The sequence below is a fragment of the Pedobacter frigidisoli genome, from assembly GCF_032678525.1.
Lineage (GTDB): Bacteria > Bacteroidota > Bacteroidia > Sphingobacteriales > Sphingobacteriaceae > Pedobacter > Pedobacter frigidisoli_A.
The window spans coordinates 156,288-183,140 of the sequence record NZ_JAVTSE010000005.1 but is presented as its reverse complement, the minus strand read 5'-3'; the positions used below and the strand labels follow the sequence as shown (position 1 = coordinate 183,140).

The 26,853-nt window shown below is 43.3% G+C and carries 15 protein-coding genes; 11 read left to right on the top strand and 4 right to left on the bottom strand.

Annotated features, from left to right (window positions below; translation table 11 throughout):
• Positions 1-9: 9 nt before the first annotated feature.
• From R2Q80_RS15355 to R2Q80_RS15325, 7 genes are all read left to right on the top strand, one after another.
• A complete protein-coding gene (locus R2Q80_RS15355; protein WP_316800439.1) occupies positions 10-1,722 on the top strand; it encodes a hypothetical protein in 1,713 nt (570 codons plus the stop codon).
• Positions 1,723-1,769: 47 nt separating this feature from the next.
• Entirely contained in the window at positions 1,770-11,117 is a 9,348-nt protein-coding gene (locus R2Q80_RS15350) for an RHS repeat-associated core domain-containing protein (protein ID WP_316800438.1), read from the top strand.
• Positions 11,118-11,120: 3 nt separating this feature from the next.
• Complete coding sequence (locus R2Q80_RS15345; RefSeq protein ID WP_316800437.1) at positions 11,121-11,612, top strand: hypothetical protein; 492 nt, start codon at positions 11,121-11,123, stop codon at positions 11,610-11,612.
• 150 nt (positions 11,613-11,762) lie between these two features.
• Entirely contained in the window at positions 11,763-12,200 is a 438-nt protein-coding gene (locus R2Q80_RS15340; protein ID WP_316800436.1) for a hypothetical protein, read from the top strand.
• 534 nt (positions 12,201-12,734) lie between these two features.
• Positions 12,735-14,252 (top strand): hypothetical protein, encoded by a 1,518-nt coding sequence (locus tag R2Q80_RS15335; protein WP_316800435.1) that lies wholly within the window; start codon positions 12,735-12,737, stop codon positions 14,250-14,252.
• Positions 14,253-14,384: 132 nt separating this feature from the next.
• The gene (locus tag R2Q80_RS15330) at positions 14,385-15,188 is read left to right on the top strand and encodes a hypothetical protein (RefSeq protein WP_316800434.1); all 804 of its coding nucleotides are present in this window, start codon (positions 14,385-14,387) and stop codon (positions 15,186-15,188) included.
• The gene (locus tag R2Q80_RS15325) at positions 15,189-16,205 is read left to right on the top strand and encodes a type IX secretion system membrane protein PorP/SprF (RefSeq protein WP_316800433.1); all 1,017 of its coding nucleotides are present in this window, start codon (positions 15,189-15,191) and stop codon (positions 16,203-16,205) included.
• Positions 16,206-16,213: 8 nt separating this feature from the next.
• Here R2Q80_RS15325 and R2Q80_RS15320 read toward each other — a convergent pair whose 3' ends face one another.
• Positions 16,214-18,214 carry a PKD domain-containing protein gene (locus R2Q80_RS15320; protein WP_316800432.1) on the bottom strand — a complete coding sequence of 667 codons (2,001 nt, stop codon included), beginning with the start codon at positions 18,212-18,214 and terminating at the stop codon, positions 16,214-16,216.
• A gap of 312 nt (positions 18,215-18,526) precedes the next feature.
• Between R2Q80_RS15320 and R2Q80_RS15315 the strand changes: the two genes are divergently transcribed.
• Positions 18,527-20,290 (top strand): hypothetical protein, encoded by a 1,764-nt coding sequence (locus tag R2Q80_RS15315; RefSeq protein WP_316800431.1) that lies wholly within the window; start codon positions 18,527-18,529, stop codon positions 20,288-20,290.
• 9 nt (positions 20,291-20,299) lie between these two features.
• Here R2Q80_RS15315 and R2Q80_RS15310 read toward each other — a convergent pair whose 3' ends face one another.
• Genes R2Q80_RS15310 through R2Q80_RS15300 form a run of 3 tightly spaced genes read right to left on the bottom strand, consistent with a single transcriptional unit; the run spans position 20,300 to position 24,216 of the window.
• A complete protein-coding gene (locus tag R2Q80_RS15310) occupies positions 20,300-22,426 on the bottom strand; it encodes a xanthine dehydrogenase family protein molybdopterin-binding subunit (protein WP_316800430.1) in 2,127 nt (708 codons plus the stop codon).
• A gap of 14 nt (positions 22,427-22,440) precedes the next feature.
• Complete coding sequence (locus tag R2Q80_RS15305; protein WP_316800429.1) at positions 22,441-23,421, bottom strand: xanthine dehydrogenase family protein subunit M; 981 nt, start codon at positions 23,419-23,421, stop codon at positions 22,441-22,443.
• A gap of 12 nt (positions 23,422-23,433) precedes the next feature.
• On the bottom strand, positions 23,434-24,216 hold the full coding sequence (locus tag R2Q80_RS15300) for a (2Fe-2S)-binding protein (RefSeq protein WP_316800428.1): 783 nt from the start codon (positions 24,214-24,216) through the stop codon (positions 23,434-23,436).
• A gap of 225 nt (positions 24,217-24,441) precedes the next feature.
• Between R2Q80_RS15300 and R2Q80_RS15295 the strand changes: the two genes are divergently transcribed.
• From R2Q80_RS15295 to R2Q80_RS15285, 3 genes are all read left to right on the top strand, one after another.
• Complete coding sequence (locus R2Q80_RS15295; RefSeq protein WP_316800427.1) at positions 24,442-25,191, top strand: glucose 1-dehydrogenase; 750 nt, start codon at positions 24,442-24,444, stop codon at positions 25,189-25,191.
• Between the two features lie 84 nt (positions 25,192-25,275).
• The gene (locus R2Q80_RS15290) at positions 25,276-25,860 is read left to right on the top strand and encodes a TetR/AcrR family transcriptional regulator (protein ID WP_316800426.1); all 585 of its coding nucleotides are present in this window, start codon (positions 25,276-25,278) and stop codon (positions 25,858-25,860) included.
• A gap of 93 nt (positions 25,861-25,953) precedes the next feature.
• Positions 25,954-26,742, top strand: coding sequence for a hypothetical protein (locus R2Q80_RS15285; protein ID WP_316800425.1), 789 nt, complete (start codon positions 25,954-25,956; stop codon positions 26,740-26,742).
• Positions 26,743-26,853: the final 111 nt, after the last annotated feature.

Sequence of the window (26,853 nt, the reverse complement as noted above, 5' to 3'; positions counted from 1 at the left end):
TGATTTAATATGAGAAGTATATCTATTGTTCTGCTTTTAGGCTTTTGGGGTAACCTTTTGAGTGCACAAACAGGCACGAGAAATGATGCTAGCAGCTTTGGGAACGGGGAAAATTCAGGCTTTTTTGAGACCAGTGCGCCTGTTAACTATCCTGCCGGGGCCGAGTCGTGGTGGCATTTACTGGATGTAAGGCATTCCAATACGGCCAATAACTTTTCCATGCAAATTGCCGGTAGTTTTTATGACCAGGATTTATTCTACCGCAAAACGAATAATTATGGTCAAACGCAATGGTCCCGCTTTCTTTCAGAACGCGACGGTTATCTAACCAGTGGTCGGTTATGGATCTCTTCGGGTGCCGGGCAATCTTTTTTTTACGGAAAGCAAGCCGGCGCAGGCTATACTTTCGGCGCAGGAATTTTCAGGGCCGAAACGGATAACCCCGACGGTTCTCAAAATACTTTTTTTGATGGTATCACGGCCGGGAACCGGAAATTTTCGGTAAGGGCCGATGGTACGGGCTACCTGTATACAGGTTTAGGCATTGGCATTTACGAACCCCAGACTGCACTGCATATTGCAGGCGACCAAATGATTACCATGGGGAATTACGAGTCGGGGAGCGGAATCAGAGGAATACATTTCACAGGTTTCAGGGATGTGCAGCCCAATTATTTTGGGGCTTCGATGGAAGCAGTACCCGAGTGGTTGTGTTGCAATTTCCCGGGGACTGGATATCCGGGAATAAAAAAGGTTGGCATGCGTTTTTATGTGCACGGTAACAGCGATGTTCCATCAGATAAGCTCCTGGCCATGAACATCAGGAGTGACGGGAATGTTGGTATCGGATCGGAGAGCCCGGGATCAAAACTGGAAGTTGCGGGAGCCCTAAACCTGAAGTACGCAAGCAGCGGTGATGATTATTTCTTTAAGCATACCGATTTATCCGGTGGTATGATTGCCGGAATGAAACGTTCGGGTAATTCATTGCTGATGAAAAGCTACGATAGTTTTAAAGTAGTTACCGGGAACGATGTTTCTGAAACGCCCCGGCTTACTGTACTGGCCAATGGAAATGTTGGGCTTGGAACTGCCAATCCGAATACCAGACTTGCGCTAGTAAATGCTTATTCGGGAATGAGCCTCGACCCAGGAACGGCACCGTACTTTGGATCTATTTCTTTTAATCGGGAGGCTGCAACCGGAGGCATATTCAATGCCCAGGGAAATGCCTTTCAAATTAACAATGGACCTGATGGACATTTTCATATACAGGTGTACCGTGGAGATGGATCTCCGGTTAGTTCCGACGGTTTTTTCATAAGCGGTACGAATGCCAACGTGGGAATAGGAACAAAAGAAGCTGTTGAAAAGCTAACTGTAAATGGCAAAATCAAGGCCAGTGAAATCAGGGTTAATGGATCGGGCCTTGGTGATTACGTGTTTGAAACGGATTATCCCAATATGCCACTCGACCAGCTTGAAAACTACATTCGTTTAAATCAACACCTGCCCGAAATGCCTACAGCAGCTGAGGCTGAAAAGAACGGCCTTGAAATAGGTGAAATGAGCAAACTCCTTCTAAAAAAAATTGAAGAGTTGACCTTGCACCTCATTGAGAAAGACAAGCAGGTTAGAAAACTCGAGAGTGCTGTACAAAAGATGGCCCAGCTCGAAACCGAACTATCCATATTGAAAGCCCTCATTTATAAACAAAAATAACAGACCGGTATCACTATCGGTAATTTATTAAACTGACAAATATGACGATGTCTAAACTGCTGCTCAAAATTATGTTTCCTATTATGCTGCTGTTGCAGCTTAATGCTTATGCAGGTATTGAGCCTTATAAGAATTTTATCAAAGGAACTGTTAAGGCCGGCGATTCTATTCTGGTTAAGGATGAAAAGTTCAGGAATACTGCATTCAACTGGTCGGAAATTACCAATATTTCGGTAAACAATGCCATTAGCCTGCAGATTCTTGATGAGCAACCCATTAGTCAATCGTTTTCATGTGCCGTTAAGTTCCGTTTAGAATATTTTAGCAGTCCAGGTCAGCAGATCGCCACAAAAATAGATTCGGCTACGCTAAATGTTAACTATGATAAAACTTCAGGTGCCAGTTATAAAGGAATCGATATTTTTAATTTTCAGAATGGTTATGAGGTTAAGTTATACGTGCTACGTGTAAACAGCCCCGAGTTTGGGAGCAATATGCCGCCCTACCTTTTATTAACAAATCTCATCAATATAGAAAGGACTTACCAACCTAAACCACAACTTTTTCTGGGATTAAACGGAACACTTGGAACATTGCCTGCAACGGGCGCTCTAGCACGAAGGATTACCAGCGGGACGCCTCAGAACAACGGGACACAATTGAGGCTAACCTGGGGAAATGAAGATAATCCTGATGAGTACGACCTGGAGTGGACACCGGTTGATGCCGGGTCTGAGTGGGAAACAATGGTAGCCAGTCTTTTGGCGCATAATGACACCTACTCCACCATTGAGAAAGACAGTGTTTTTAGAAATAACGCCACAAGGATAACTACCAGGGAGCGTGAATACACCATTTCACTGATTTATGATTCTCCCTATCTGATGGTGAGGATCAGGCCGGTATATTATCAGGCTGATGGCTTACGGATTGAAGGTGCGTGGAATTACCAGCAACAAAACCAATACGATTTTTCTATCTGGTCAATTGCCCGCCATCAGGCAGGATTAAACTGGCAGTATTCGGCAGCTTTTGCCGAACAGGGCAAAAAGAAAGAGGTGGTAAGCTATTCGGATGGAGCACTGCGGGCCAGGCAAACGGTAACGGTGGCCAATTCGGATAATGCTGATCATGTTGTTGCCGTAGTTCAGGAAAATGTTTACGATGAATTTGGGCGCCCGGCAGCCAGTATTCTTCCTGCGCCTGAGAAACGCGATACCACCACCAATTACCTGCACTACTTTCCCGCATTTAACCGAAACACGGCCGGTGCCCCCTACAGTTTTGCCGATCTTAGTTCAAGCGTTTGCGAAGTTGTGGCAGCCCCGCTTAACAATGCATTTGGTGCATCAAGATATTATTCGCCTAATAACCCATTCAGAGTGTTAAAATCTTACAATAATTATATTCCTGATGCACAATCGCAACCTATATCTGTTACACGGTACACCCCCGATCAAACCGGCAGGATACGTGAGCAGGGTGGTGTAGGGCCAACTTTCCAAACCACAACATCAGGGCATACTACAAAATATTTTTATTCAAAGCCAGAACAGTGGGAGGTTGACAGGATTTTTGGTAACGATGTAGGTTATGCCGCTCAGTATTTTAAAAATATGGTGGTTGATCCTAACGGGCAGGTAAGTGTAAGTTACCTAAACGGCGATGGTAAAACAATTGCCACTGCATTGACAGGAGCTAAACCCGCCAATTTATCGGCACTTGAAGAGGGAACCAACCCGCGTAGTGAAAAATCGATCCTGATTAAGCCCGAAGAATTTGTTTTTAACAGTACCGCGCTTACACTTACTGCAACTGCAGTAAAAACAGTTGCGGTGCCAGGTACCTTCAAACTTGATTATAATGTAGAGAAACTAATCAGTTACTATCCAGGTGGCGATTTTACTCCTTGCAGTAACTGCCATTATAAACTTAAAATAAGCGTGAAGGATGAGTGTTTAACCACACCGGTAATTCCCGATACTTTTGTAGATGTAGGTCCGAAAACAGCCGATCCTAATGGGGCAGGAACCCACACTGGTTCTCAGATTTCGCTCAATCTGCAACACATAGGTGAATATTACATCACCTTCGAACTCTCAATGGATAAAGGTGTGATCGATTTTTTTGCTGATCAATACATCAGCCAGGGGCAGCAGGTTAATAAGATCGACAAGTTATACCAGTATGCATTAAAACAATTTGCTTTGACCAATTTTGAAGATTGTTTTACAGAATGTGGACTGGCGAGAACCCGCTTAGGCACGGCACCCGATTTTATTGCCATATTTAATGCTAAGCTTTTGCAATTGGGAGAAAAAAATGAAAATTTAGGATATTACACCGGAGCTATCGAACAATATTATCAGCGGTTATTTACTAAAGCCGATAGCCTTGACAGGGCCTGCGTGGCGGTAACCGCACAGCCTTGCGCCGCCTACCGGCAGCTGATGCTTGCCGATGTTACCCCAGGCGGACAATATGCCACGATAGATCAATCAGGAAATCTCACTGAGCCCTCCATCAACGTGCTTACCCTGTATTACCGCACTGTTTTTCCGGTTTTAGCTTCAACCCATTCCACCTACCAGGCCAATCAAATCACCCGAGAAGATGGTACGGTAACCTCGGTAAATGCCAGCGATTTCAGTTCTGCAGATCTGGTGAAATACTGGAAGGCCGAATGGGCAGAAAAATTTCTTGAATACCATCCCGAATATTGTAAACTCCTTTTCTGCGAGCAAAACAGTATATCAGGAACCTGGGATGAAAGATTGCGGAATATCCAGAGTGCGGTTGATCAGGCAGCAGTTTCGGGGCAGACTTACAGCGATTCTAATCCAATCTGGCTACTTGCCGGTGATCCGTTTTTTGCCCCGAATGGCAAGGGAAAAGATTATTTTCCAAATATGCAGGCTTCATTGAATGCCTATAGCCACAATATTCTTAAAAATTATAGTTATAGCCTCAAGAACATCTCTCAAATGGTTGACTACCAGTTATACTGTTCAACCGAGGGGGCTACCACCAATACCGGGAATGTGTATAATAACTGGGATGCCTGTAGCCCTAAAACGGATTGCCGCCTCGCTGACAGGGAGTGGCAAACCTACAGGGATATGTATCTCGACCTGAAAAATATCTATGTTGAGCTGTTGCGTAAAGATAATTGTGGGGCAGATTGCGTTGCTGCAACTACCCTGAGTGTAGTTTCGAGCAACTGCGAAAGCCTCAACCTGAACTATACTGCCACTAACGCAGGCCCTGGCCAGTACAGGGAATTTAACTATGCATTAAATCAGCAAACTACTTATACCCTCGTGGCAGGGAATGCGTCGAGTGTACCAAATATTTACAGCTATTGTACAAATGCATCTTACACTCCGGTATTTTATCCATGTCTGTCGGTCAGTCTCAACGGTTCAACAAATACATTTAACAATGTGTGGTTGATGAAATGTATTGAAGTGATACAAAGTTCCTGTCAGTCATCTTCTCTTGATCTGATTGTCGACTACCAGCAGAGCAACAATGTATTTATCCGTAACTCGGGTACAACTACAGTTACCTATACCATTCATGAAGGTTATACTATTGAATCTGAACCATCATTCAGTTGTGCCGGAAACCAGGATCAGGCCCCTACGACGTACTACGAATGTGTGAATGTTAACCTTTCCAATGGGTACACGCAGCAGTTTTCACAGGTTTGGGTAAGCAGCTGTTTTTATTATGGCAGTACCGGCGGCGGCGGCAACCCGGGTGGTGGTGGCGATCCCTGCGACACCCCGGTGGCCTACCGTGCTATGGAAGCCAATCTCGAACAGCCCTGCACGTCTACCATTTCACGGATGAGCCGCAGTACCGCATCTGCCAGTACCGAAACTACTGTAACACCGGCAAAATATGTGGCAGACGTGAATACCAAAAATATTTACAGGATTTCGCAAACTGAACAAACTGATGACAACAATCCGAAACTACCAGCCGACCGTTTTACACCTGCCGAATGGAAAGATCGCTTTGTGGTAGAAGTACAACGTACAGCTTTTGCCACTTATAGAAACGTTTGGGTTGCTGAATTTATTCCCGATACCAATACCGTAAATGGCAAGAGAAACCAGTATTTCAGTGAAATAATGGGGGCAGCCACCGCACAAAAGTCAAAAGTAGCTGCCCGCTCATCTGCTGCAATGACTACTAATAACATGAACAGTGGATCGTGTGTGATCTTTTCGGATACCGAAACATCTAATTCACCTTCATACTGCAATGCCAATGGTACTGATCATACCAATACATCGTATCTGATCATGACTGATGGAAACTATGTTGGAGCACCCGCACCAAATGATGTAACGGTAAGGGTACGTTATAGCTTTAACCCTGCAGTAGGTGAGGGCGGTACTCCGGTAACGCTTTACGAAAATATTATTTTACCAGCAGGTCAGTCTTATGTAGCTTTCGAATATCTTTCGAGCAGTTATGTACCAAAACAGGGTATTGGCGGATGTTACCTGCAACAACGTACCTTTGAGTGTGTGGTATCTATCACCGGGGCCGAACTCTGCAATCAAAGCCTTTGTACCAATACAGCTAACTGTGCACCGGCTTATCAGGGTAAAGTATCAAGGTTTATCAATACTTCGGGCGATTTAAGCAATGTACCTGTTGATGCAGGAACTGCCGGAAATACTAACGAGGCTGAACTAACCACATTGATTGCCGATGCCTGTACCGCCAATGCCACAGAAGCGTTAAGGCAGCTTGGTTTGGAAGATGATGCCTCAAATGCCTATTTGAAAGCCAAACTTGCTGAATTATGTACCAAAGGAGGCAGTCAAGACAGGCTTTTTGGTGCCAGTACCATTCCGGTGCCTGCATCGGGTAATTACAACGAAACCAACACCGTATTTGTAAACAATATTCCATGCTGGAGTTATGAAGCAATTCTTAAAGCGGTATTTGGCAGCCAGTTTAGCTTTACCAACCAGATTAATCCATGGGTAATTGATTCGCCTTATCCACATGAACCAAAAGCGCAGCTTACCGAAAAGGTAATTAGTGCCACCAGCGAGGATATATGCAATAAACTCAGCTCGCTTAACCCGGGCATCCTCAATGCGCAGGCGCTGTATCCTGTATTAAAAGCCCAGTTCGGTAATGCCATGAACCTTACGGCTGCTGAGCTGCAGATATTGATGGATGGATGCTACCAATGTAAATATCTACTGAAAGAAAATATTGTTCTCCCCGTATTTTTAGATGTTTCGTCCACAGGATGCATCAGCTATGCGCAGTACGAAACGGCAAAGAATAATTTGTCGGCCAAATTTGGCCAGCCATTTAATGCTGCCAACTATAGCAATTACGAAAAAATTGTGACCAACTACATGAATTTTACCTTTGGGTTTGCCTTGCCTTACAGCAAATATGCCGCATTTACATCAGGTACGTTATGTAACGAGGTTCCGTTTACCGAAGCGAAGATTGATGCTATGGACTGTTTGAGGGGAAAAATTGAAACTGCTTTTGGTACAGCCGAAAACTATTACAATAGCTATATTGAAGGGTTGAAAAAGGATTTCAGAACAGCCTATATCAATACCTGTGCAGCAGCCAAAACCCTGGTAGAATGTACCGGAACAGACGAAATATATCATTATACGTTATACTATTACGATCAGGCGGGTAACCTGATCAGGACAGTTCCGCCTGCCGGTGTTTCGGTGTTGGGCGAAGCGGAAATGAAAATTGTGGCCAAAAGCCGCGATCAAAAGGAATCTGATTACTGTGCCTATGTAGGCCCCGATGATAACAGCAGCGAAAGCGAAGCCTTTCAGGCTATTTCTGATGCCATTGCTGCACCTGGTGGCTCGGCAATCGAATTCTGGATGTACTCACCTGATTCGGGCAACAGGCAGTTTATGGCTACTACACCCGATATGAAATACATGTTGCAAGCCTGTATGGCCGATAACCGGGTTAATGTAGATATTTATACCATTACGCAAAACAGCGCCTCGAGCGTGAGTATCATTTTGAGCAACCATGTTACAGCCGATTTGGGCAGTTATGGTCCGCTGGCGCCCTGGGCACACCTCGTTGTACAGGGCGCAAACCTGGCTAATGGTGCTTTGGCCATTTATGTTAACGGAAGGGCATTTACGCCTGTATCAGGTGCCCCAACTGCAGGGTGCGGCTGGAGCATGTCGGGGCCCGCCAGTATGCCAAAAAATATGTCGGCGATTAAATACCTCCGAACCTACAAAGGTAGATTAATGACTGATGCAGAAATACTTAGCAACGCATTAAGCGGATGTTTTGCAATAAGCAATACTTCCAATGTAATGCCCTTCAGGTTCAATAAGCCACAAGCCGGAGGTCCCACTACCATTGCCGACCACGGGAGCGAAGAAACCCCTTATGTTGGCTATTATCCTACGCATCGCATGGCTACTTCTTATGTTTACAACAGCAACAACCAGGTGGTTAAACAAGTTACACCCGATGCAGGGATCAGCCGTTTCTGGTATGATCCGCTGGGCAGGCTGGTATTTTCGCAAAATGCCAGACAACAGCCTAATAACAGTTACAGCTATACCAAATACGATAGTCTGAACCGCATTACCGAGGTCGGCCTGAAAACCGTAGGCAGTGGTGATAACCTGGCCGATCAAGGTATGATCACGATGGCCAAATACCAGAGCATGCTCGCCTTAGGCAACAATACCGAAATTACACAGACCTATTATGACAGCACACCATCGGGTTCAGGAATCCTCTCCCCGGCACTTGATAATTCGGCGAAACGGGTAACAGGAAGTGTTTACCGTGAAAGCCAGTCGGCGAATATTTTGAACGGTACTTACTATAGTTACGATGTATCGGGCAACGTAAAAACCCTGTATCAGCAAATTAACGGGCTTGGACTTAAACGTATCGATTATGAGTACGATTTGGTGAGCGGTAAGGTGAACTTTGTGTCCTATCAGAAAGGCAGCAGCGATAAATTCTTTTACGAATATAAGTACGATGCGGAGAACAGGCTGATCAGTGCCTGGACAGCTACCAAAGCTATCTTGAAAAGTTATGGCTTCGACAGCCAACTGAGCGAACCCGATAAAAGCCTTGATGCCCGCTATGAATATTATCTGCACGGGCCGCTGGCCCGCTTGGAGCTGGGACGGCAAACCGCCCAGGTACAGGGGCTGGACTACGCCTATACCCTGCAGGGCTGGTTGAAAGGGGTTAATGGATCGGCCCTGAACCCCGCAAGCGATATTGGAGGCGACAACAATGGTGGCCTTAACAGTACATTTGCAAAAGACGTGCTGGGCTACAGCCTGGGATATTATCAGGGCGACTACCAACCGGTAGGCGGCGGGAATGCATTTTCGGCCTACGCTTCTGTTGGTAGCAATGATGAATCGGGTAAAAGCCTGTATAACGGGAATATCTCCAACAGCACTTATGCCATAGCAAAAATTGCCAGTAACGCACCAACTGGTTATACCTATGCTTACGATCAGCTTAACCGCATCAAACTGGTACGCCAGCAGGAAAATATTGGCACCAATGGCTGGAGTTATGATGGCAGCAGCAACAAGTTTAAAGAAACCTTCAGTTTTGATGCAAATGGTAATATTAAATTTCTGACCCGGCGAGACCAGGATGGGTATCCGATGGATGAAATAATTTACAACTACAATAAAGATGTGAGTGGAAGGTTAATCAATAACAGGCTGGCAGGAATAACAGATAATGAAGGTGCCGGAAGTTACAAAGATCCTGCTACCACTTCTTACAGGTACGATGCTATTGGAAACCTTGTTTCAGATTCTACTGAAGGCATTGAAGGGCCTAACCAACAGGATGGGATCACCTGGAATGTATATGGAAAGATCAAAAGTGTGATAAAGAATGATTTTGGGGGAGCAACTCTACCCATATCGGGCAATATCAGCTATACTTATGATGCTTCCGGAAACCGTGTAAGCAAAACCTATGTAAATGGTGAAGCTAATACTTCCAAAACCGACTGGTATGTACGCGATGCACAGGGTAACATACTGGCAGAGTACAGTACGGCTGAAGCGGGTGAGGATGCGGGCATTAGGTGGCGCGAGCAACATCTTTATGGCAGCAGCCGTTTGGGAATGTGGAAACCGAATATTAAATTCGCTTCGGAACCACTCACCAAAGGCGAAGAAGTTTTTGGAGTGTACGGTAAAAAGTTCTTTGAGTTAAATAATCACCTCGGCAACACCATGGCGGTGATTAACGATGTCAGGGATGCCAATGACTGGAACTCCCCAACAGTGATTCAGGCCAACGATTATTACGCCTATGGTGGGCAAATGCCTGGCAGAAGTTATAGTTTGGATGGAGCCAAAGGTTACCGTTATGGTTTTAATGGCAAGGAAAATGATAATGAGGTAAAGGGCGCAGGCAACCAGCAGGATTATGGGATGAGGATCTATGACCCAAGGATCGCGAAGTTCTTGAGTGTGGATCCGATAAGTGATCAGTATCCTTCTTTAACCCCTTATCAATTTGCAAGTAATAGGCCTATTGATGGTATAGATATAGATGGTAAGGAATATGGCACAATACACGTAAATGTTGATGGCGTAACTGGAAAAAATACCGCGAATTATACTCCTTATGATCCTACTAATTTACACTTATATGGATCAAAAGGAAAAGGGGTGTCATATGATATTACTCGTTATACAAAAAATCCAAATGGCAAGATCACATTATTGAATAAGTATCAAATTTTTACAGAACGAAATGCGAAGGCCGGTGGATTAGTTCCGACAGAGTATGGTAATTATTATGGTGCTACGGGTCTTTTTGAAGTTAGTAAGGCATTTGGAAACACCAATGTGCCGTCATATGCAGCATCACCAATAGATGCAGTTGATTATGCTGCTATGATACATGATATTGGTTATGATAAGTTAAATGCTGCTGGCCCTAATAGTTTGTTTAATGATTGGGGTACCACTCCAGTTGATGAGAATGCTCTTAACAGTTGGAACTCTTTTCTAGATAAATACAAAAAAGGAGACACAGATCCTTTTTCTAAGCAAAAAGTTACATCGGATGAAACAGGGGCTGCTTGGAGAGGCGCGAAATTATTTGGAGGAATTGTCGATGCCAAAAAAGCAGACATATCAGCTTTTATTAGATCTAATCATTCGGGTATAGCCTACAAAGGACCTATGTCTGCTAGAATGAATGCAAAGCAACTTAAAGCTATGAATGAATACAACTACGGACAGTTTTTAAAAATTTATATGATTAAAGACAAGGATGGAAGTTATACAAGAACACCTGGGAAGTGGACACAAGACAAAAATGGTGATTGGAAACCAAAAGCAAAGTAATTTATGAGGAAAATAATTAAAGCTGTTAAAATTTTAGTGTTAATATTGTCGCTATCTTCTTGTAAAAACTGTACTAGTGTTTTTTATGGAGTCAATGAACGTCAATATCTTAATATAAATTTAGAAGAGTCTAAATTTAAAAGTACATTTCTTTCACATTATATTGATGAGGTGTACTCAAAAAAAAATATCATACCTGATTCTATTATTCACCTGTTTCCTTCTGGCAAATATTCTGACAGCATAAATAAGGTCATTTATTTTAAAACGTTTCCACAGGAAGCATACTATGTGGGTTTTAATGCTACACCTCCTTGGCTAATTTATATCTTTAATAAAAGAATATCTGGGGGAGTAATTGATAGTAAAGAACAGCTAAGTAAAGAAGAGATTCTACGAATTAAAAAACGATTTAAAACAGAAATAATTGATAAGGCCACAATTTACGTTCAAGAACATAGGATTCCAGACTCATTAGTTTATACAAACTATTGATTTTTACTATACAATTCTCCCCCCGCTAGTCCGAGCGGATTGTCGATAACTACTAAATACCCAGAGTTAACACCATATTAGTCTGCATCAAACAGCCCGATATTCGGTATAGATTTGGATGGTTTGTAAATTGCTAACCCACAGATGCTGTTGAGGAAAAAATATCCTGTTATTAAAATATACCATGGAATACCAAAAGAAATAATGAATAATTTAGCTAAATTAGAAACATTGGGTAGAGAGTTTATTGGGACCGTGCGGGACAACTCAATTGATGAATACTTATCGATTAAAAGAGGCGATATGAAATCGGCTGATGCACAAAACACCTTTAAAGCTTATACTACTATTGATAAACAATTTCAAGATAAGATTGATCAAGTTGTTTTGAACATTATTGATCGGGTATTGCATAACGCATTGTCTATGTTCGAGCAGAGTACAGACTTTACAATATGTGAGAAAGAGGAGATTGACCCGAACCTTGATATTGTCGAATTCAGTGATGGATTATCTGGGGAGTTGTACAGTGAGGATGGTTGGATAAAACAATACAGCAAATATCCTCAAAATACTAAACAAGTTTAATTACAAATACATATTTATATAGGAATAGCAAGCGCGTCATTAGCTTTATGGGTGCGAAGGTAGGAGTATAACATAAAACAACATACCGTTTTAAAGAGTGGTGCTGAAAAAAGCTATTTAGTATAAGGCCTGAAAGTATTGTCAATTTTGCCCTTACAGTATTAATAGCGGCATTCGCTCCACTTTTTGTGATATAGAGAAAATAAAGTTTCACATTGATAGCAATAAAGAATTTTTCAGTGCATTTGGCTATAATTAAATTAATTTTAGACCAAAAGCAAATATATTGCTACCACAATGCAATTTTTAATGACATACTTATAACGACATTGGTTAAATTTTATAAATACCAAAATTTTAGAAGGGCATTCGTCATCCAATAACACCCTTCCGTATGTAAAAAAACAGGCTTTCATCAAAGCCTGTTTTTTTTGTGATTGTAAATTTAGATTTTAGATTGGTTTGATGTGTTTTCAGCATTTTCGGCAATGTAAATGAAGGTGTTCAAACCAAACAAATCAAACAACAATCAGTATGAAACGCTTATTCTGTATGGGGTTATTTCTAATCCAAACCATGATTTTATTTGCACAAAGCCAGATCCGTGATGATGCTGGACAGCAAGGAGGGATTGCCGGATTTTATGAAACCTACAATCCGATCAATTTTCCGGTTGGTGCAGCAGGTTGGTGGCATTGGCTCGACGTGAGGCACGGCAATGTAAATAATAATTTTTCCATGCAGTTTGCCGGTAGCTTTTATGATCAGAATCTTTGGTTTAGAAAAACTGATAACGTGGCCAACCGTGAATGGTCACGAGTGATTACGGAGACCAATGGCGTTCTTAATGGAAAACTTTATATGAGCACCCCTAATGGTCAGAGCTTTTATGTTGGTCACCAGGCGGGGCCAAACTATACTTATCCAAATGGTATCTTCCGTGCCGAAATGGATAATCCCAGTGGGTTAAATAACACTTATTTCGAGGGGCTTTCGGCGGGGGTAAGACGGTTTAGTGTCAGGGGTGATGGACAAGGCTTCTTTCAGGGAAGTTTAGGGGTTGGAACGGATCATCCGGTATATAAACTGGAAGTAGCAGGTGGTGATATCAAAGCCTATAATTACGATCACGCTACAGGCATTTCAATCGGAGCAGAAAGCACCGAACGGCCTAGAATCGGGTTCCACGTTTCGGATAATTCCAGGAGATTTAAACTTGAAGTAAACGGTATCAACAGTACATATGAGCGTTTAGGCGTTTTCTCCACCAACGGTGGGGCTGGAGGCGATACAGAATTAATGAGTTTCAATAAAACTGGTAAAATTGGCATTGGCGAACAAAACCCTCAGTCTCGCTTGCATTTAACTACTGACGGTTCTGGAAAAGATGGCGGAAATAACTATGCATATAACGGCGATGGATTAGTGATTGAGGCTAAAACGGGAGGCCGGAAAATAGAAGCAGGTGCCCAACTCGAGTTTGTGATACCCGCAGGCACTGCAGGAGATAACCCCTGGGGACAAGGAAGGATTATTACAGTTGCCGGAAATCCAGATCCTACCAATGCCACAGGAAAGATGATCTTAGGAACACGAAGAATGTTCAATAAATTGAATTCCGGACAGCAATGGTATTATGGAGATGACATTGTAATTGACGGAGTAGGGAATGTTGGGATTGGCACGCTTACACCAAAAGAAAAGCTCTCCATTTACGGTGGGATCAGAGCAATAGAAGTAAAAGTCTCTGCAACAGACTGGCCTGATTATGTTTTTGAAGAGGGTTTTAAAATTGAAAGCCTTAGAGCCCTAGAGAGCTATATTGAAGTGAATAAGCATCTACCAGATATTCCCTCAGCAAAAGAAGTAGAGAAAGAAGGTGTCGCACTTGGAGAGATGAACAAACTGCTGTTGAAAAAGATTGAGGAGCTAACTTTACATTTGATTGATCAGCAAAAGCAGCTGACTGCTCAGCACGAATTATTAGTAAGGCAATCAGCCCAACTGACAACTCTCGACCAAAAACTCAACAAGAGACTTAAGAAACAATGAAAGATAGACTTATCGTTTGTATAGCCTTGATCATAGGGTGGTGCACAAATTTAGAAGCGCAAAATTTGGGGACTGAATTAAGGCAATTATCTCGAAATTTCACAAGTATCAGGGTACACCAACAACCATTTTATGAACAAGAAATGGTTGTATAGAAGCTATTATGGTGATGGATGGACCAGCACAAGATTAATCGACGGAATTAGCGTGGATATTTCATTTTTAACACCGGGAGTAGATACACGCACCTGGTGGGATCGCGACCCCACCTCAGAAACCCACAGATGGGGAACTCGTAACTTTACCTTTATGACGCTGAATGGTGGCTCCTCGATGCTGGATTTGGAATCGTATAGTGGGGGCTGGACGATTAACAGCAGAACAAACGCAGCTAGTCCCGGTGCTATCAATGGTTTAAAGCTCAGTACTGGTTATCTTGGTGAAGAAAAATGGGCTGGTATTTCGGGAACTGCTGAAGATATACATAGTAATAATACTGCGCTATCACTGTACGCAGGGCAAAGCGAAAAAATGCGAGTTCTTGCTAATGGAAATGTAGGTATTGGCACATTAAATCCTCAGGAAAAACTATCAGTATTTGGCACCATTCGTTCTAGTGAAGTAAAAGTTTCCTCTGCTAACTGGCCTGATTATGTTTTTGAAAAGGGTTTTAAAATTGGCGGGTTGGACGAGTTGGAAAAGTATATCAAGCTTAATAAGCATCTGCCCGAAATGCCTTCAGCAAAAGAGGTAGAGATAGAAGGGATCGCACTTGGAGATATGAACAGTCTACTATTGAAAAAGATTGAGGAACTCACACTGTACCTCATAGAGAAAGATACACAGATTAATTCGCTACTGAACGCCAATAAAAAAACCAATGAACGCCTGCTTCAACTAGAAAAGCATGTTGTATCAAAAGGAGGAAACAGGTAAATGAATAAATGGTTTTTATTGGGCATTATTTTATTGACATGGTTTGCTGCTCCTACCAGTGCCCAGCAGCGTCCACAATATACCCAATATTTACTAAATCAGTACCTGCTGAATCCGGCGCTTTCTGGTATTGAAAATTACACTGATGTAAAGCTAGGGTACAGGCAACAGTGGAGCGGTTTTGAAGATGCGCCCAAAACATCGTTTGCTACCATACACTGGGCTTTGGGTGATGAATATTTGTGGCAGAATCCACTTTCGATGGGTGATGATGGTAAAGACCCAAGATCCCGAAGCTACCTTCAGGATTACAGTGCCTCTCCTTCACATCATGGTGTTGGCGCCTCGATTGTTAGTGACAAAGCCGGACAACTCAATATGACTATTATTAACCTGAGTTATGCCTATCACATGCAGATTGGTCAGCGTTTAAACCTTGCAGTCGGAGCTGCGGCCGGTGCAAGCCTAACCGCTATCGATGTAAATAAGCTAATGATGGAAAACCCTGCGGATCCTGCTTTGGCAAATGCACGCAAAACGGTTACTAATCCTGATCTATCAATTGGTTTATGGTTGTATGGTCGCGATTTCTTCGCCGGCTTTTCTGCACAGCAACTGATTCCTGCTAAACTGAATTTCTCGGGTGAAGAACTTTACAATACCGGTCGTTTGGTTCCGCATTACTTCCTTACTTCCGGTTACCGCTTGCCGCTAGGAGAAAATATTGATATCATTCCTTCAGCAATGCTAAAATATGCAGCTAATACCCCGTTATCAGCCGATTTGAATATGAAAATAACGTTTGATAGACGCATTTGGTTAGGGGCAGGGTACCGACAGGGTGATGCGCTAAGTGTTATGGCTGGTATAAATGTGAGTCACCTGATTAACGTTACCTACTCATACGATTCGACTACTTCTGGCATAAACCGTGTGAGCAATGGGAGTCACGAAATAGTCCTGGGCCTATTGCTGAATAACGTATACAAAGTGGTTTGTCCGCAACGTAGCTGGTAATTAGTGTTTTAGCGAATGAGGGTTACTGAACCTTTATACCTTACTTCTTTTCCAAAAAGATCGACTCCATCAAATACATAAAAATAAGCGCCGACCGGAACCGGATTACCCTTTAAGTCTCCCTTCCATGAATCAAAAATATTTTGTGTGAAAAATACCTGATTACCTAAACGGTTAAATATCCTCAATGAAAAATGCTTGAGGTTTGTTACGTTGACATTCAGCTCATCATTAATTCCATCGCCATTGGGAGAAAAGGAATTTGGAATGAGCATTGCTGCAGCATCTAATAATACTAGATCGTTTAGAATTATACTGTGTGCACACCCGTTTGTAGTAAAGGCGGTTAATGTTACCTGATATTTTCCTGGTTTGGTAAAGGTATGACTGGGATTAGCTTCTTCTGAATGCTCTCCATCCCCAAAATTCCACAGATAATGATCAGCATTTTTGGAATGGTTAATGAAACCGATAGGCGCCGGAACGGCAAATTTACCGGGAACAACCGGATTTGTAGTAAAAGAAGCTACGGGATTAACGACAATGTTTGGAATAAATATGGAGGCCGTTTCGCTGATGCAGCTGCCAGAGAATGCGGTTAATTCGTAACGTCCCCCTTTGAAAAGGTTACTTACAGGAAGGCGGACATACGACGTATCAGCTTCGAAGCCGTCAGGTCCGGTCCAGTGATAACGCAAGCCTTCAACTGGTGTGGTTTGCAATTCGATAACAGAACCCAAGCAAAAGCTTTCCTGATTTACCCGGATGGCAGGTGTTTCAGGCTTGGCAGATACCTCAAAAGTCAACGTGCTGACAGTGGTACATCCCCTTGGGCTTGTGGCCTCGAGGCTGATCGTTTTTATACCGGGACTATTATAACTGAGGGTGAACGGACCAGGTGTGGAAGCCGACGCCATACTGGCGCCCGAGCCGAAATTCCACAGCAAGCTGTTATATCCGGTGGCTTCTGCAGTAAATATAAAACGCTGGTCAGTTGTGCAGGCTGCCTCTAATTCCATTTTTACTGCTGCTTTAGGTCCGACAAAAGTTCCGCTGCCACTGAAGGCTAGTGTGAAACCATTATTGCCATTGGAAAAATTATCGATTAACAAAGCATACTGATGGCCCGGAATCATATCGATCGATTTCACGAAGCCATCCTGTCCGGCTACACAACCTTGTTGTTCACTAAGATCTGTAGATGAGCTATTTATTCCTGTAACATAATAGCGTGGCACGCAATTAACACCACTTCCTGCTGCACACCTCAAAATATTAGTAGAGTTGGGTAAAAACGCAGTATTTGACGGTCCTAAATCAAACAATACCCAGTCGATGTCATCCGTTATGGAAGTTGGGGTAATACTGAAACCAAGGTCGCCATCATTGGCTGCAATCCAGGTATACCATGCTGTATTAGATTCTGTGCTGAGGCAACTTCCCAGGGCTTCGCGATTATTTTCTCCTGCACCACTTACCCTTTGCTCCGTGAAAGTCCTCGTATCACAAAGTAATGCCGCTGTAGTGAAATCTTGCCCGGGCTTTTTTGGAGGAAAATAATTGTTAGCACAGAGCTTAAATGTGCCTGTAGCATCCTGCTCCGCACTTACCCGGATATAATAAGTTTCACCAATTTCCAGGCCGCCTTTATAAGCAGTTGTAATGTTATTCCCGGTGTTCATTGCGCCAATCTGTTCTGTAAGGGAGTTGTTTTTATAGGTATAAAAAGCAACCAGTGGATTAAGCAACGATGCTGAATTAACTGCCGATTTACCTGTAACAGTTACCGTAACGTCGGTTGCAATTGCGGTAAAGATGTACCAGACGTCCTTGCCCTCAGAATTCCAGAAGTTTGACTTTTTAAAGCCACTTGCCGTTGCGCCTATATTAATATATTGTGTTTCACCGGAACAATAGCCCATAACTGATGGAAGCAACATTGCATTTTTAATATCATCATTTGCCGGTGCCTGTGCCCTGGAGCTAAAACCGGCAAGGCAAAATAGCATAACAAGAATAGTGTATGAATACCGGTGAATCATTAGAGCATTAAATAATTTTCAAATAAACGAAATTTCTGTGGATTTGGGGAAAGCGCTTGTTTAACTAAGTTGGTTGCAGGTAGTTATTTGATCGTTTAAACCCATATATCTTATAAGTAACATCGGTTTCGTCAAAGGGTTTCCAGTGTTCGTGTGACAGATAGTTGAGTTTCATCAAACTGCATTTTATTTCCAAAACTTTTAGCTCATCTTTAATTGGTTCAATGTTGATCTCAAAGACTTTCCAAACACATATAAGCCAGACCAAACAACACGATAATGAAAAGAATTTTATTAGCGATAGTATCGCTGATTTTGCCATTGCTTAGTATCGCCCAAACTCAAAGCCGGGATGACGCCGGGCAAATGGGAACAAGTTCAGGCTTTTACGAGACTGTAAACCCAGTAAACTTTCCTGCAGGTGCATCCAGCTGGTGGCATTTACTGGATGTAAGGCATTCTAATGGAGGAAATAATTATGCTATGCAGTTATCGGGAAGTTTCTTTGATCAGAACTTTTTTCTAAGGAAAACTAACAATAATGCACAACAATCCTGGGTAAAAATTGTTACCGAAAGCGATGGGCGGGTTGGTATTGGAACCAACCAAGCCCAATCAGCGCTGCATGTAAATGGAAACATTTCTTTAGCAGCCTCGACAGATCCGACAAATACTTATCTACAGTTTCAACGCCCCTACGATGGGTACATAGGAGCCAGGCTAGGGAATGTTTATAGCATGAACGGATTTGGTGGACACCTTGTTTTCGAAACTAATAACGGTCTCAATACCACTAGTATGACAGAAAGAATGAGAATTACGAGCGCTGGTTATGTAGGTATTGGCACCACTAACCCAATTACCCCGTTTCATGTACTGGGAAATAGTTATTTAGATGGGAATCTAAAAATTCAGGCGAAAGGCGAGGCGTGGGCAGAAGGTATAGTGATAGTGAGGCCTAATGGCTGGTCGGGTATTCGTTTTGCCAGAAATGATCCTGCAGCGGGGGAGTTTGAAGGAAATTGGGCAATGGGATATGCCGCATTCTCAGGAAATGATTTTACGATTAGTAACAGTACAGGAGGTGTTCAACATGATGCACTATTACATATACGCTCCGACAATCAATTTGTAGGTATTGGAACATCTAACCCAGTAACACGCCTGAACGTTGTTGGCGGAGATATCAAAACCGGCAATTTCGGCAATTTTACAGGCGTTCAATTTGGTGCAGATGCAAACGAGAGGCCAAGGATTGGCTTTCATGCATCAGATAACTCCAGACGTTTCAAGATGGAAATGAATGACATCAATAGTGGTGAGGAGCGTTTGGCTATATTTTCCAGTGGTGGCGGTGCTTACGTTTCCGATACGGAAGTGTTTTCTGTTGGGAAGGGTGGCAGGGCGGAGGTGACAAGCGGTGCTGCCCTTGTGGATGCAAATGCCATGGTGAGTACTGAAGGACTGGTAGTTAAAGCAAAAACCGGAGGACGCTTTCAAAACATGGGTGCACAAATCGAATTTGTAATACCGGCAAACACTGACGGAAGCAATTTCTATGGTCAGGGGCGAATTATAACTGTACCAGGTAACGATCATAATAGTGATGCAACCGGCAAGATGATTTTTGGTACGAAAAGATTGAGTAACAAAGTAAATGCAGGATTGAGCTGGTATTATGGGGATGACATGGTTATTGATGGAGGGGGGAGAGTGGGAATCGGAACGCTAAGCCCTAAAGAGGCCTTATCAGTTAATGGAATTATTCGCTCAAAGGAAATCAAAGTTGACGCACAGAACTGGCCGGATTATGTCTTTGCAGAAGAATATAAGCTTCGGCCTTTGCCAGAATTAGCCGCTTACATCAAAACCAACAATCATCTTCCTGAAGTCCCAACCGCGAAAGAAACTCAAGAAAATGGTGTTTCATTGGGAGATATGAATAAAATCCTTTTGAAGAAGATAGAAGAGCTTACGCTTCACATTATTTCATTAAATGAAAAAGTAAATAAATTAGCGGGAGAAATAAAAAGGGCAAACTGATATATTAGATTACAGCAACTTATCTGGAGTGATCGGTAGCGAGCGTACCCGCTTTCCCGTTGCATTAAATACAGCATTGGCAACTGCGGCAGCAACCCCGACAATGCCCACTTCACCGATTCCTTTTACACCCATTTTATTTGGGATTAAATCTTCCTCATTGATAAACATGGCATCTAAACTTCCGATATCCAGGTTGGTGGGTACGTGGTAATCCGCAAAGGAGCGTGTGGCAAAATTTCCGTATCTCGGATCAATCAATGATTCCTCTGTTAAAGCCATGCCGATTCCCCAGACATTTCCGCCAATAATTTGCGATCTGGCAGTTTTAGGGTTTAATATTTTTCCGGCGCCTGTAACGGCAAGAAAGCGTGTTACCTTTACCATTCCGGTGATGTTGTTTACTCTTACTTCGGCGAAATTGGCATTGAAACTATGTGCAGAATATTTATCGGCTTCGGCCGGTGCTTTGGAATCTGAACGGGTTTGAAAATCTGTGAAATTTTCTGAAATCATCAGTTGTGCTGCGGTTGGGCGGACAAAAAACTGCTTGCCGGATTTAGCCAGTAATTCATCGGTGATTTTGATGCAGGCATCGTTAACGGCATTTGCGAAACTGGAGGCACCAACAGAACCAACTGAACCCGCGGCAGGGGGAAGATCAGAATCGCCAAGTTTAACCGTTATCTGGTTTACAGGTACGCCTAAACCGTCGGCAGCGGTTTGTGCCAGTATGGTATTTGTTCCTGTGCCCAGGTCGGATGCGGCAATTTCCACTGTGGTATGCACCACTTTGTTTTTGAGTGTCAGTTTAATGTTCGCCGAACTGTCTCGCTGCCTGGCCGGGTAGGTTCCGCAGGCTACGCCATAGCCGATCAGATCATCACCGATTTTATTGGTGCCTGGTTCAGCTTTTCGCTTATCCCATCCGAATGTTTTTGCGCCTTCCTGCAAACATTTTACGGTTGTTCTGGAAGACCAGGGTTTTCCATTTGAAGGATCTTTTGGCGGTTCATTTTTAATCCTTAATTGAATGGGATCCATTTTGAGTTTGTAAGCCAGTTCGTCCATGGCAGATTCCAAAGCGAAGCTACCGGTCGATTTCCCCGGTCCGCGGGTATAGGTGGGAAGTATGATGTTCATGGGCACTACACGGTAAGTAATCAGGCTGTTCGGAACATCGTACATGATCTTTGTGCAATCGCCACAAGGTTCAATATATTCATCATTTATGGCGGTGTGGGATATGATTTCATGGGCAAGGGCAACCAGTTTCCCTTCTTTCGTTGCGCCAATACTTATCTTCTGCATGTTTCGCTGCCTCAATCCTACAGAGTTAAACATCTGTTGCCTGGTTAAGGCTAACTTTACCGGTCTGTTTACCATTTTAGCGGCCACTGCGGTAAGGACGAGGTTTGCCCATTGTCCACCCTTTGAACCGAAACCACCACCAATAAATGGAGAAATAATTCGTACCTGCTCGGGTTTCAGATTGAGGGTAGCCGCTGCGGCAGCTTGTGCGCCATTGATGATTTGCGAACCGTTGTATAGTGTGAGTTTATCGCCCTCCCAAATGGCCATTGTGGCATGCGGTTCCATGGGATGATGATGTTCAATAGGGGTTTCGTATAATTCTTCTACTGTAACCTCCGCAGTTTTTAATGCTGACTTCCCTGCACCCCGAACCTGATCGGCCAGCTCTTTTCCTTTAGGCATTACGGGGGTTTCAGCCAGCTTTTCAAAATCTACCTTTTCAGCTTTCTGGTTATATTCTACATTGATGAGATGTGCAGCTGCTGTGGCCTGCTCAAAAGTTTCGGCCACTACTATTCCGATGTGCTGGCCATGAAATGTGATTTCAGGTCCTTGCAGCAATGCACCACCTCTTAGTCCACCTTTGGTATTCAACCGGGGCGCGTTTTCATGAGTAATTACTTTGATCACGCCAGGGTATTTTTCCGCCTCGGTACTGTCGATTTTTGTGATCTGACCGGCAGCAATGGTGCTTTTGAACAACACGGCATAGGCCATATTTTTAGCCGGATAGTCGGTGGCGTAAGTGGCTTTGCCAGTGATTTTTAGTATGCCATCGATCCGGTCGATGCCTTTACCGATGGATTTGGTGCTGTTTTCCATGTTTGAGTGTTGAGTTATCCTTTAAATGCTAACTGAAGCGCATTGATCAGGGTTTTTCTGCCCATTTCTATTTTAAACCTGTTGTGAGGTAAGGCTTTGGCAGCAGCCATTTCAAGTTCTGCAGCTTTGGTGAAATTGGCGGTTGTGGCTGGCTTTCCCTTTAAAAAATCTTCAGCGTGTAGTGCCCTCCAGGGTTTGTGTGCCACACCGCCCATGGCCAAATGAGCAGATTGAATGAGGTTTCCATTCAGGTTTAGCCCTGCGGCGACAGAAACCAGTGCGAAGGCATATGAGTTCCTGTCCCTTACTTTCACATAGGCGGAATGTGCAGCAAGGTTATTTTTTGGGATTTCAATTCCCGTAATGAGTTCTCCGTGCGCCAGGCTATTGTCTTTTTCGGGATGGTTACCGGGGAGCAGGTGAAAATCTTTGATGGGTATGTTACGTTCTGCCTGACTGTTTTGTACTTTAACAGTCGCATTCAAAGCCGATAAAGCAATGGCCATATCGGAAGGGTAAACGGCCACGCAATGTTCTGACCAGCCAAAGATAGCGTGCATTCTGTTGAAACCTTCGAGTGCCGCGCATCCACTTCCAGGCACCCGCTTATTACAGGGCATGGATATATCATAAAAATAACTGCATCTTGTTCGCTGCAACAGGTTTCCACCATTCGTGGCCATATTCCGGATTTGTGCTGACGCGCCCGCTAATATTGCTTTACTAAACATTGGTAAGTGCTTACGGATCAGGGGATGATTAGCCGTTTCTGTATTTTTAGCCAAAGCGCCTAAATGAAACCCGGTGGCAGTGGCTTTAATTTCTTTTAGCGAAAGGTTTCCGATATCGATAATTTCATTGGGAAGGGATACATGCTCTTTCATTAAATCGAGGAGGTTGGTTCCTCCGCCCAGAAAAGCAGCTTCTGGATTTTTAGTAAGCCTTGCAACCGCATCGCCTGGGTTAGTTGCCGAAATAAAGTGAAATGGTTTCATAATGGTATGCGGTTAATCGGTAAACAACCAGTTTTGTGGAACATTTTTACCGGTTTGAGCTTCTTTAATGGCTGCTACAATATTTGGATAGGCGCCACAGCGGCAAATATTTCCCGACATCCGCTCTGCGATCTCTTCATCGGAAAGGAGGATAGGTTTCGCATCAGCGCTGATGTGCGTTGTAGCAAAGCTTGCCTGACCTTCTTTTGCTTCTTTCATAAGGGCTACAGCTGAGCAGATTTGTCCAGGTGTGCAAAATCCACATTGAAAACCATCGTGTTTAAGGAAAGCGGCTTGCATGGGGTTCAGCTCATTTTCCTTTGCCAGGCCTTCAATGGTAATTACTGATTTCCCCTGGCAAGTGGCTGCTAAAGTAAGGCATGACAGTACCCGCTGACCATCGACAATGACCGTGCAGGCACCGCACTGGCCATGATCGCATCCCTTTTTTGATCCTGTGAGACCTATTCTTTCCCGAAGGGTATCGAGAAGGGTCATTCTGGAATCGATAAGTATGCTTTTGGAGCTTGAATTAACTTTAAAGGTAACATTTACTCCATTTTCTATAGCATTGGGAATGAGGTCGGGAATTTCATCTGTTTCAACTGCCCGGGCAAATAGCTGCTCGGCACCTAACGCATAACTCGCCAATAAGCCGGCGCTGGCTAAGCCCATTAGTTTTACGAAGTGGCGTCGGTTGAAACCTGATTGAATGACTTCTTCCAGTTCTTCGGGCATTAGATCGCCGAAGAGCCTGTGTTCTTCAGGGGTAAGCTGTGTTTTGTTTTGTTTCATGTTGCTGTTTTGAAGTTAAAACAGTTAAAATATAGTGAATTAGCAACTATAATGAGATTTAAACAACAGCAAGTAGCTTATGGTTTTGGTTTGATTGAAAAACTGTTAGCTTAATTTTTGGATGCCGTACCAGCATAGGTCAATGTCATATTATTCTCAAACTTACCTTATTGTACTGATCGGTCTAATTAACTTATTATGTTTGTAGACCAATTGGTACAATATATGAAAAAATTAGAAAATAAGGTTGCTCTGGTAACAGGCGCTTCGAAAGGAATCGGGGCAGCAATAGCGAAACAGTATGCTGAAGACGGTGCAGCGGTGGTTGTAAATTATGCTTACTCCAAGGGAGATGCAGAAAAGGTAGTGGAGATGATCAGGGGTAAAGGTGGAAGGGCAATTGCCGTGCAAGGTGATGTTTCAATCGCAGAAGACGTGAAAAGGATTTTGGTAGATACAGTGGAGGCATTTGGCAGAATTGATATTTTGGTTAATAATGCTGGAGTTTATGAATGGGGTCCACTTGAATCGGTTACTGTTGAAGGGTTTCATCGCCAGTTTAATATCAATGTGTTGGGTTTGCTTCTTGCCTCTCAGGCGGCGGTAAGTTATTTCGCAGAGAATGGCGGTAACATTATTAACATCGGATCTGGTGTATCGACATCTCAGCCGGCCGGGAGTGCTGTTTATACGGCAACAAAAAGTGCTGTAGACTCTATAACAAGGGTACTTTCCAAGGAACTGGGATCAAAGAACATTAGGGTAAATTCTATAAACCCTGGTATAGTTGATACAGAGGGATCAAGGGCAGGTGGGTTTATTGGAAGTGAAATGGAAAAGATGTTTGTGGGGATGACGCCGCTACAGCGTGTTGGAATGCCAGAGGATATTGCATTAATTGCTTCGTTTCTTGCTTCGGACGAGGCCCGTTGGCTGACCGGGGAAATCGTGTCGGCAAGCGGTGGATTGCGTTAGTATTCATGGTCTTCCCGGTTTTTCCGGATTAATTAATGAAATAAATCAATAGCTTTGTATGCAGATGCAAAGCTATTGATCATTATGAGAACCAAAGATTTTGATGAAGAAGAGATACTGAGGAAAGCTATCAATATTTTCTGGGAAAAAGGCTATCATGCGACTTCTATTCATGACCTGATAGAGGGGTTGGGAATCGGACGTTCCAGTATATACCACGCCTTTGGAGATAAGCATACGCTGTTCCTGAAGGCACTTGAACTTTATCAGTACGGTGGTACTGCCAAAATCGTCAAAACCCTTGGCGAGGCACCTTCTTTGAAGCTCGGTATTCGTGCATTGTTAAACGGAGTTGTTGACGATGTATACGGTGATGCCTCCCCGCAGGGATGCTTTAAAGTGAATTCGGGAGTGGAGGTAGCCGCACAGGATAATGCGGTTAATAAGCTGGTATATGATGACGACCTTCTTATAGAAAATGCGCTGTATCAGGCATTCGAGAAAGGGAAGCAAAACGGAGAAATCAGCGACTCAAAAGATTCCCTTGCTCTCGCACGTTTTTTTTGTAATACGATCTCCGGCATGCGCGTTTATGCAAAATTCAGAACGGAAAGAGCTTTTTTTGAAGATATTGTAAAAACTGCACTTTCAGTGCTGGAAGGTAGTTAATTGAAGTATAATTAGATTGTTGAAGCTTAGCAAACAATTTTGGTTTTTAAGACTTATCATTTCAGCATTATACTTCAACTATTATTGATTCAAATGAAACAAGTAAACAAATTTCTGCCACTTGCAAACTTAATTGCACTGATCCTGACCATTGGGATAAACTATTTTTCAAACGCGGGATTGCTGAATGGAAATACGATGAAAGTAATTTCCGACCGTTACGCCAATTATTTCACACCAGCCGGGTACGCATTTTCGATCTGGGGCCTGATTTACCTCGGACTCCTGGGTTTTGTTTGCTACTCATTAATCAAAAGAAAACAGCCTGAAGTTGAAACTATATTAAATAAGATCGGCTGGTTATTTGTACTTTCCTGTGCCGCAAACTCCTTGTGGGTGATGGCCTGGCTCAGTGACTATATTGGTGCTTCAGTGGTGATTATGATGGTATTATTGCTAAGTCTTATCGCCATCATCAGCCGCACCAGGATGGAACTCGACGCGCATCCGCTCAAAGAATATGTTTTGATCTATTGGCCCTTCGCTTTGTATGCCGGATGGATAACAGTGGCCCTGATTGCAAACGTTTCTGCCTACCTTACTAAGATTAACTGGGATGGCATGGGAATATCTGAACATTATTGGGCTGTTATCATGATCGCAACTGCCGGGCTCGTCAATATCATCATGATACTAACAAGGAATTTGCGTGAGTTTGCATCGGTTGGAATCTGGGCTTTGTTTGCCATCTCCGTTAGAAATCATCAGCAACAAGGCACAGAGATGGTGGTTTATGCGTGTTATATTACCATCTTCGCTATTCTGATATTTATCATTATCAATGGCATGAAAAAAGGTGAGCGGTCGATTGATCGTATGTAACGAGACTAGCTTCGGAAAGCCCGTTCCCCACGTGCAATGGGTTAATCCCTCTCTTTAAAAATGACACACATTTAATGATTGATTGCAACATGATATGATGTTGTACATTAA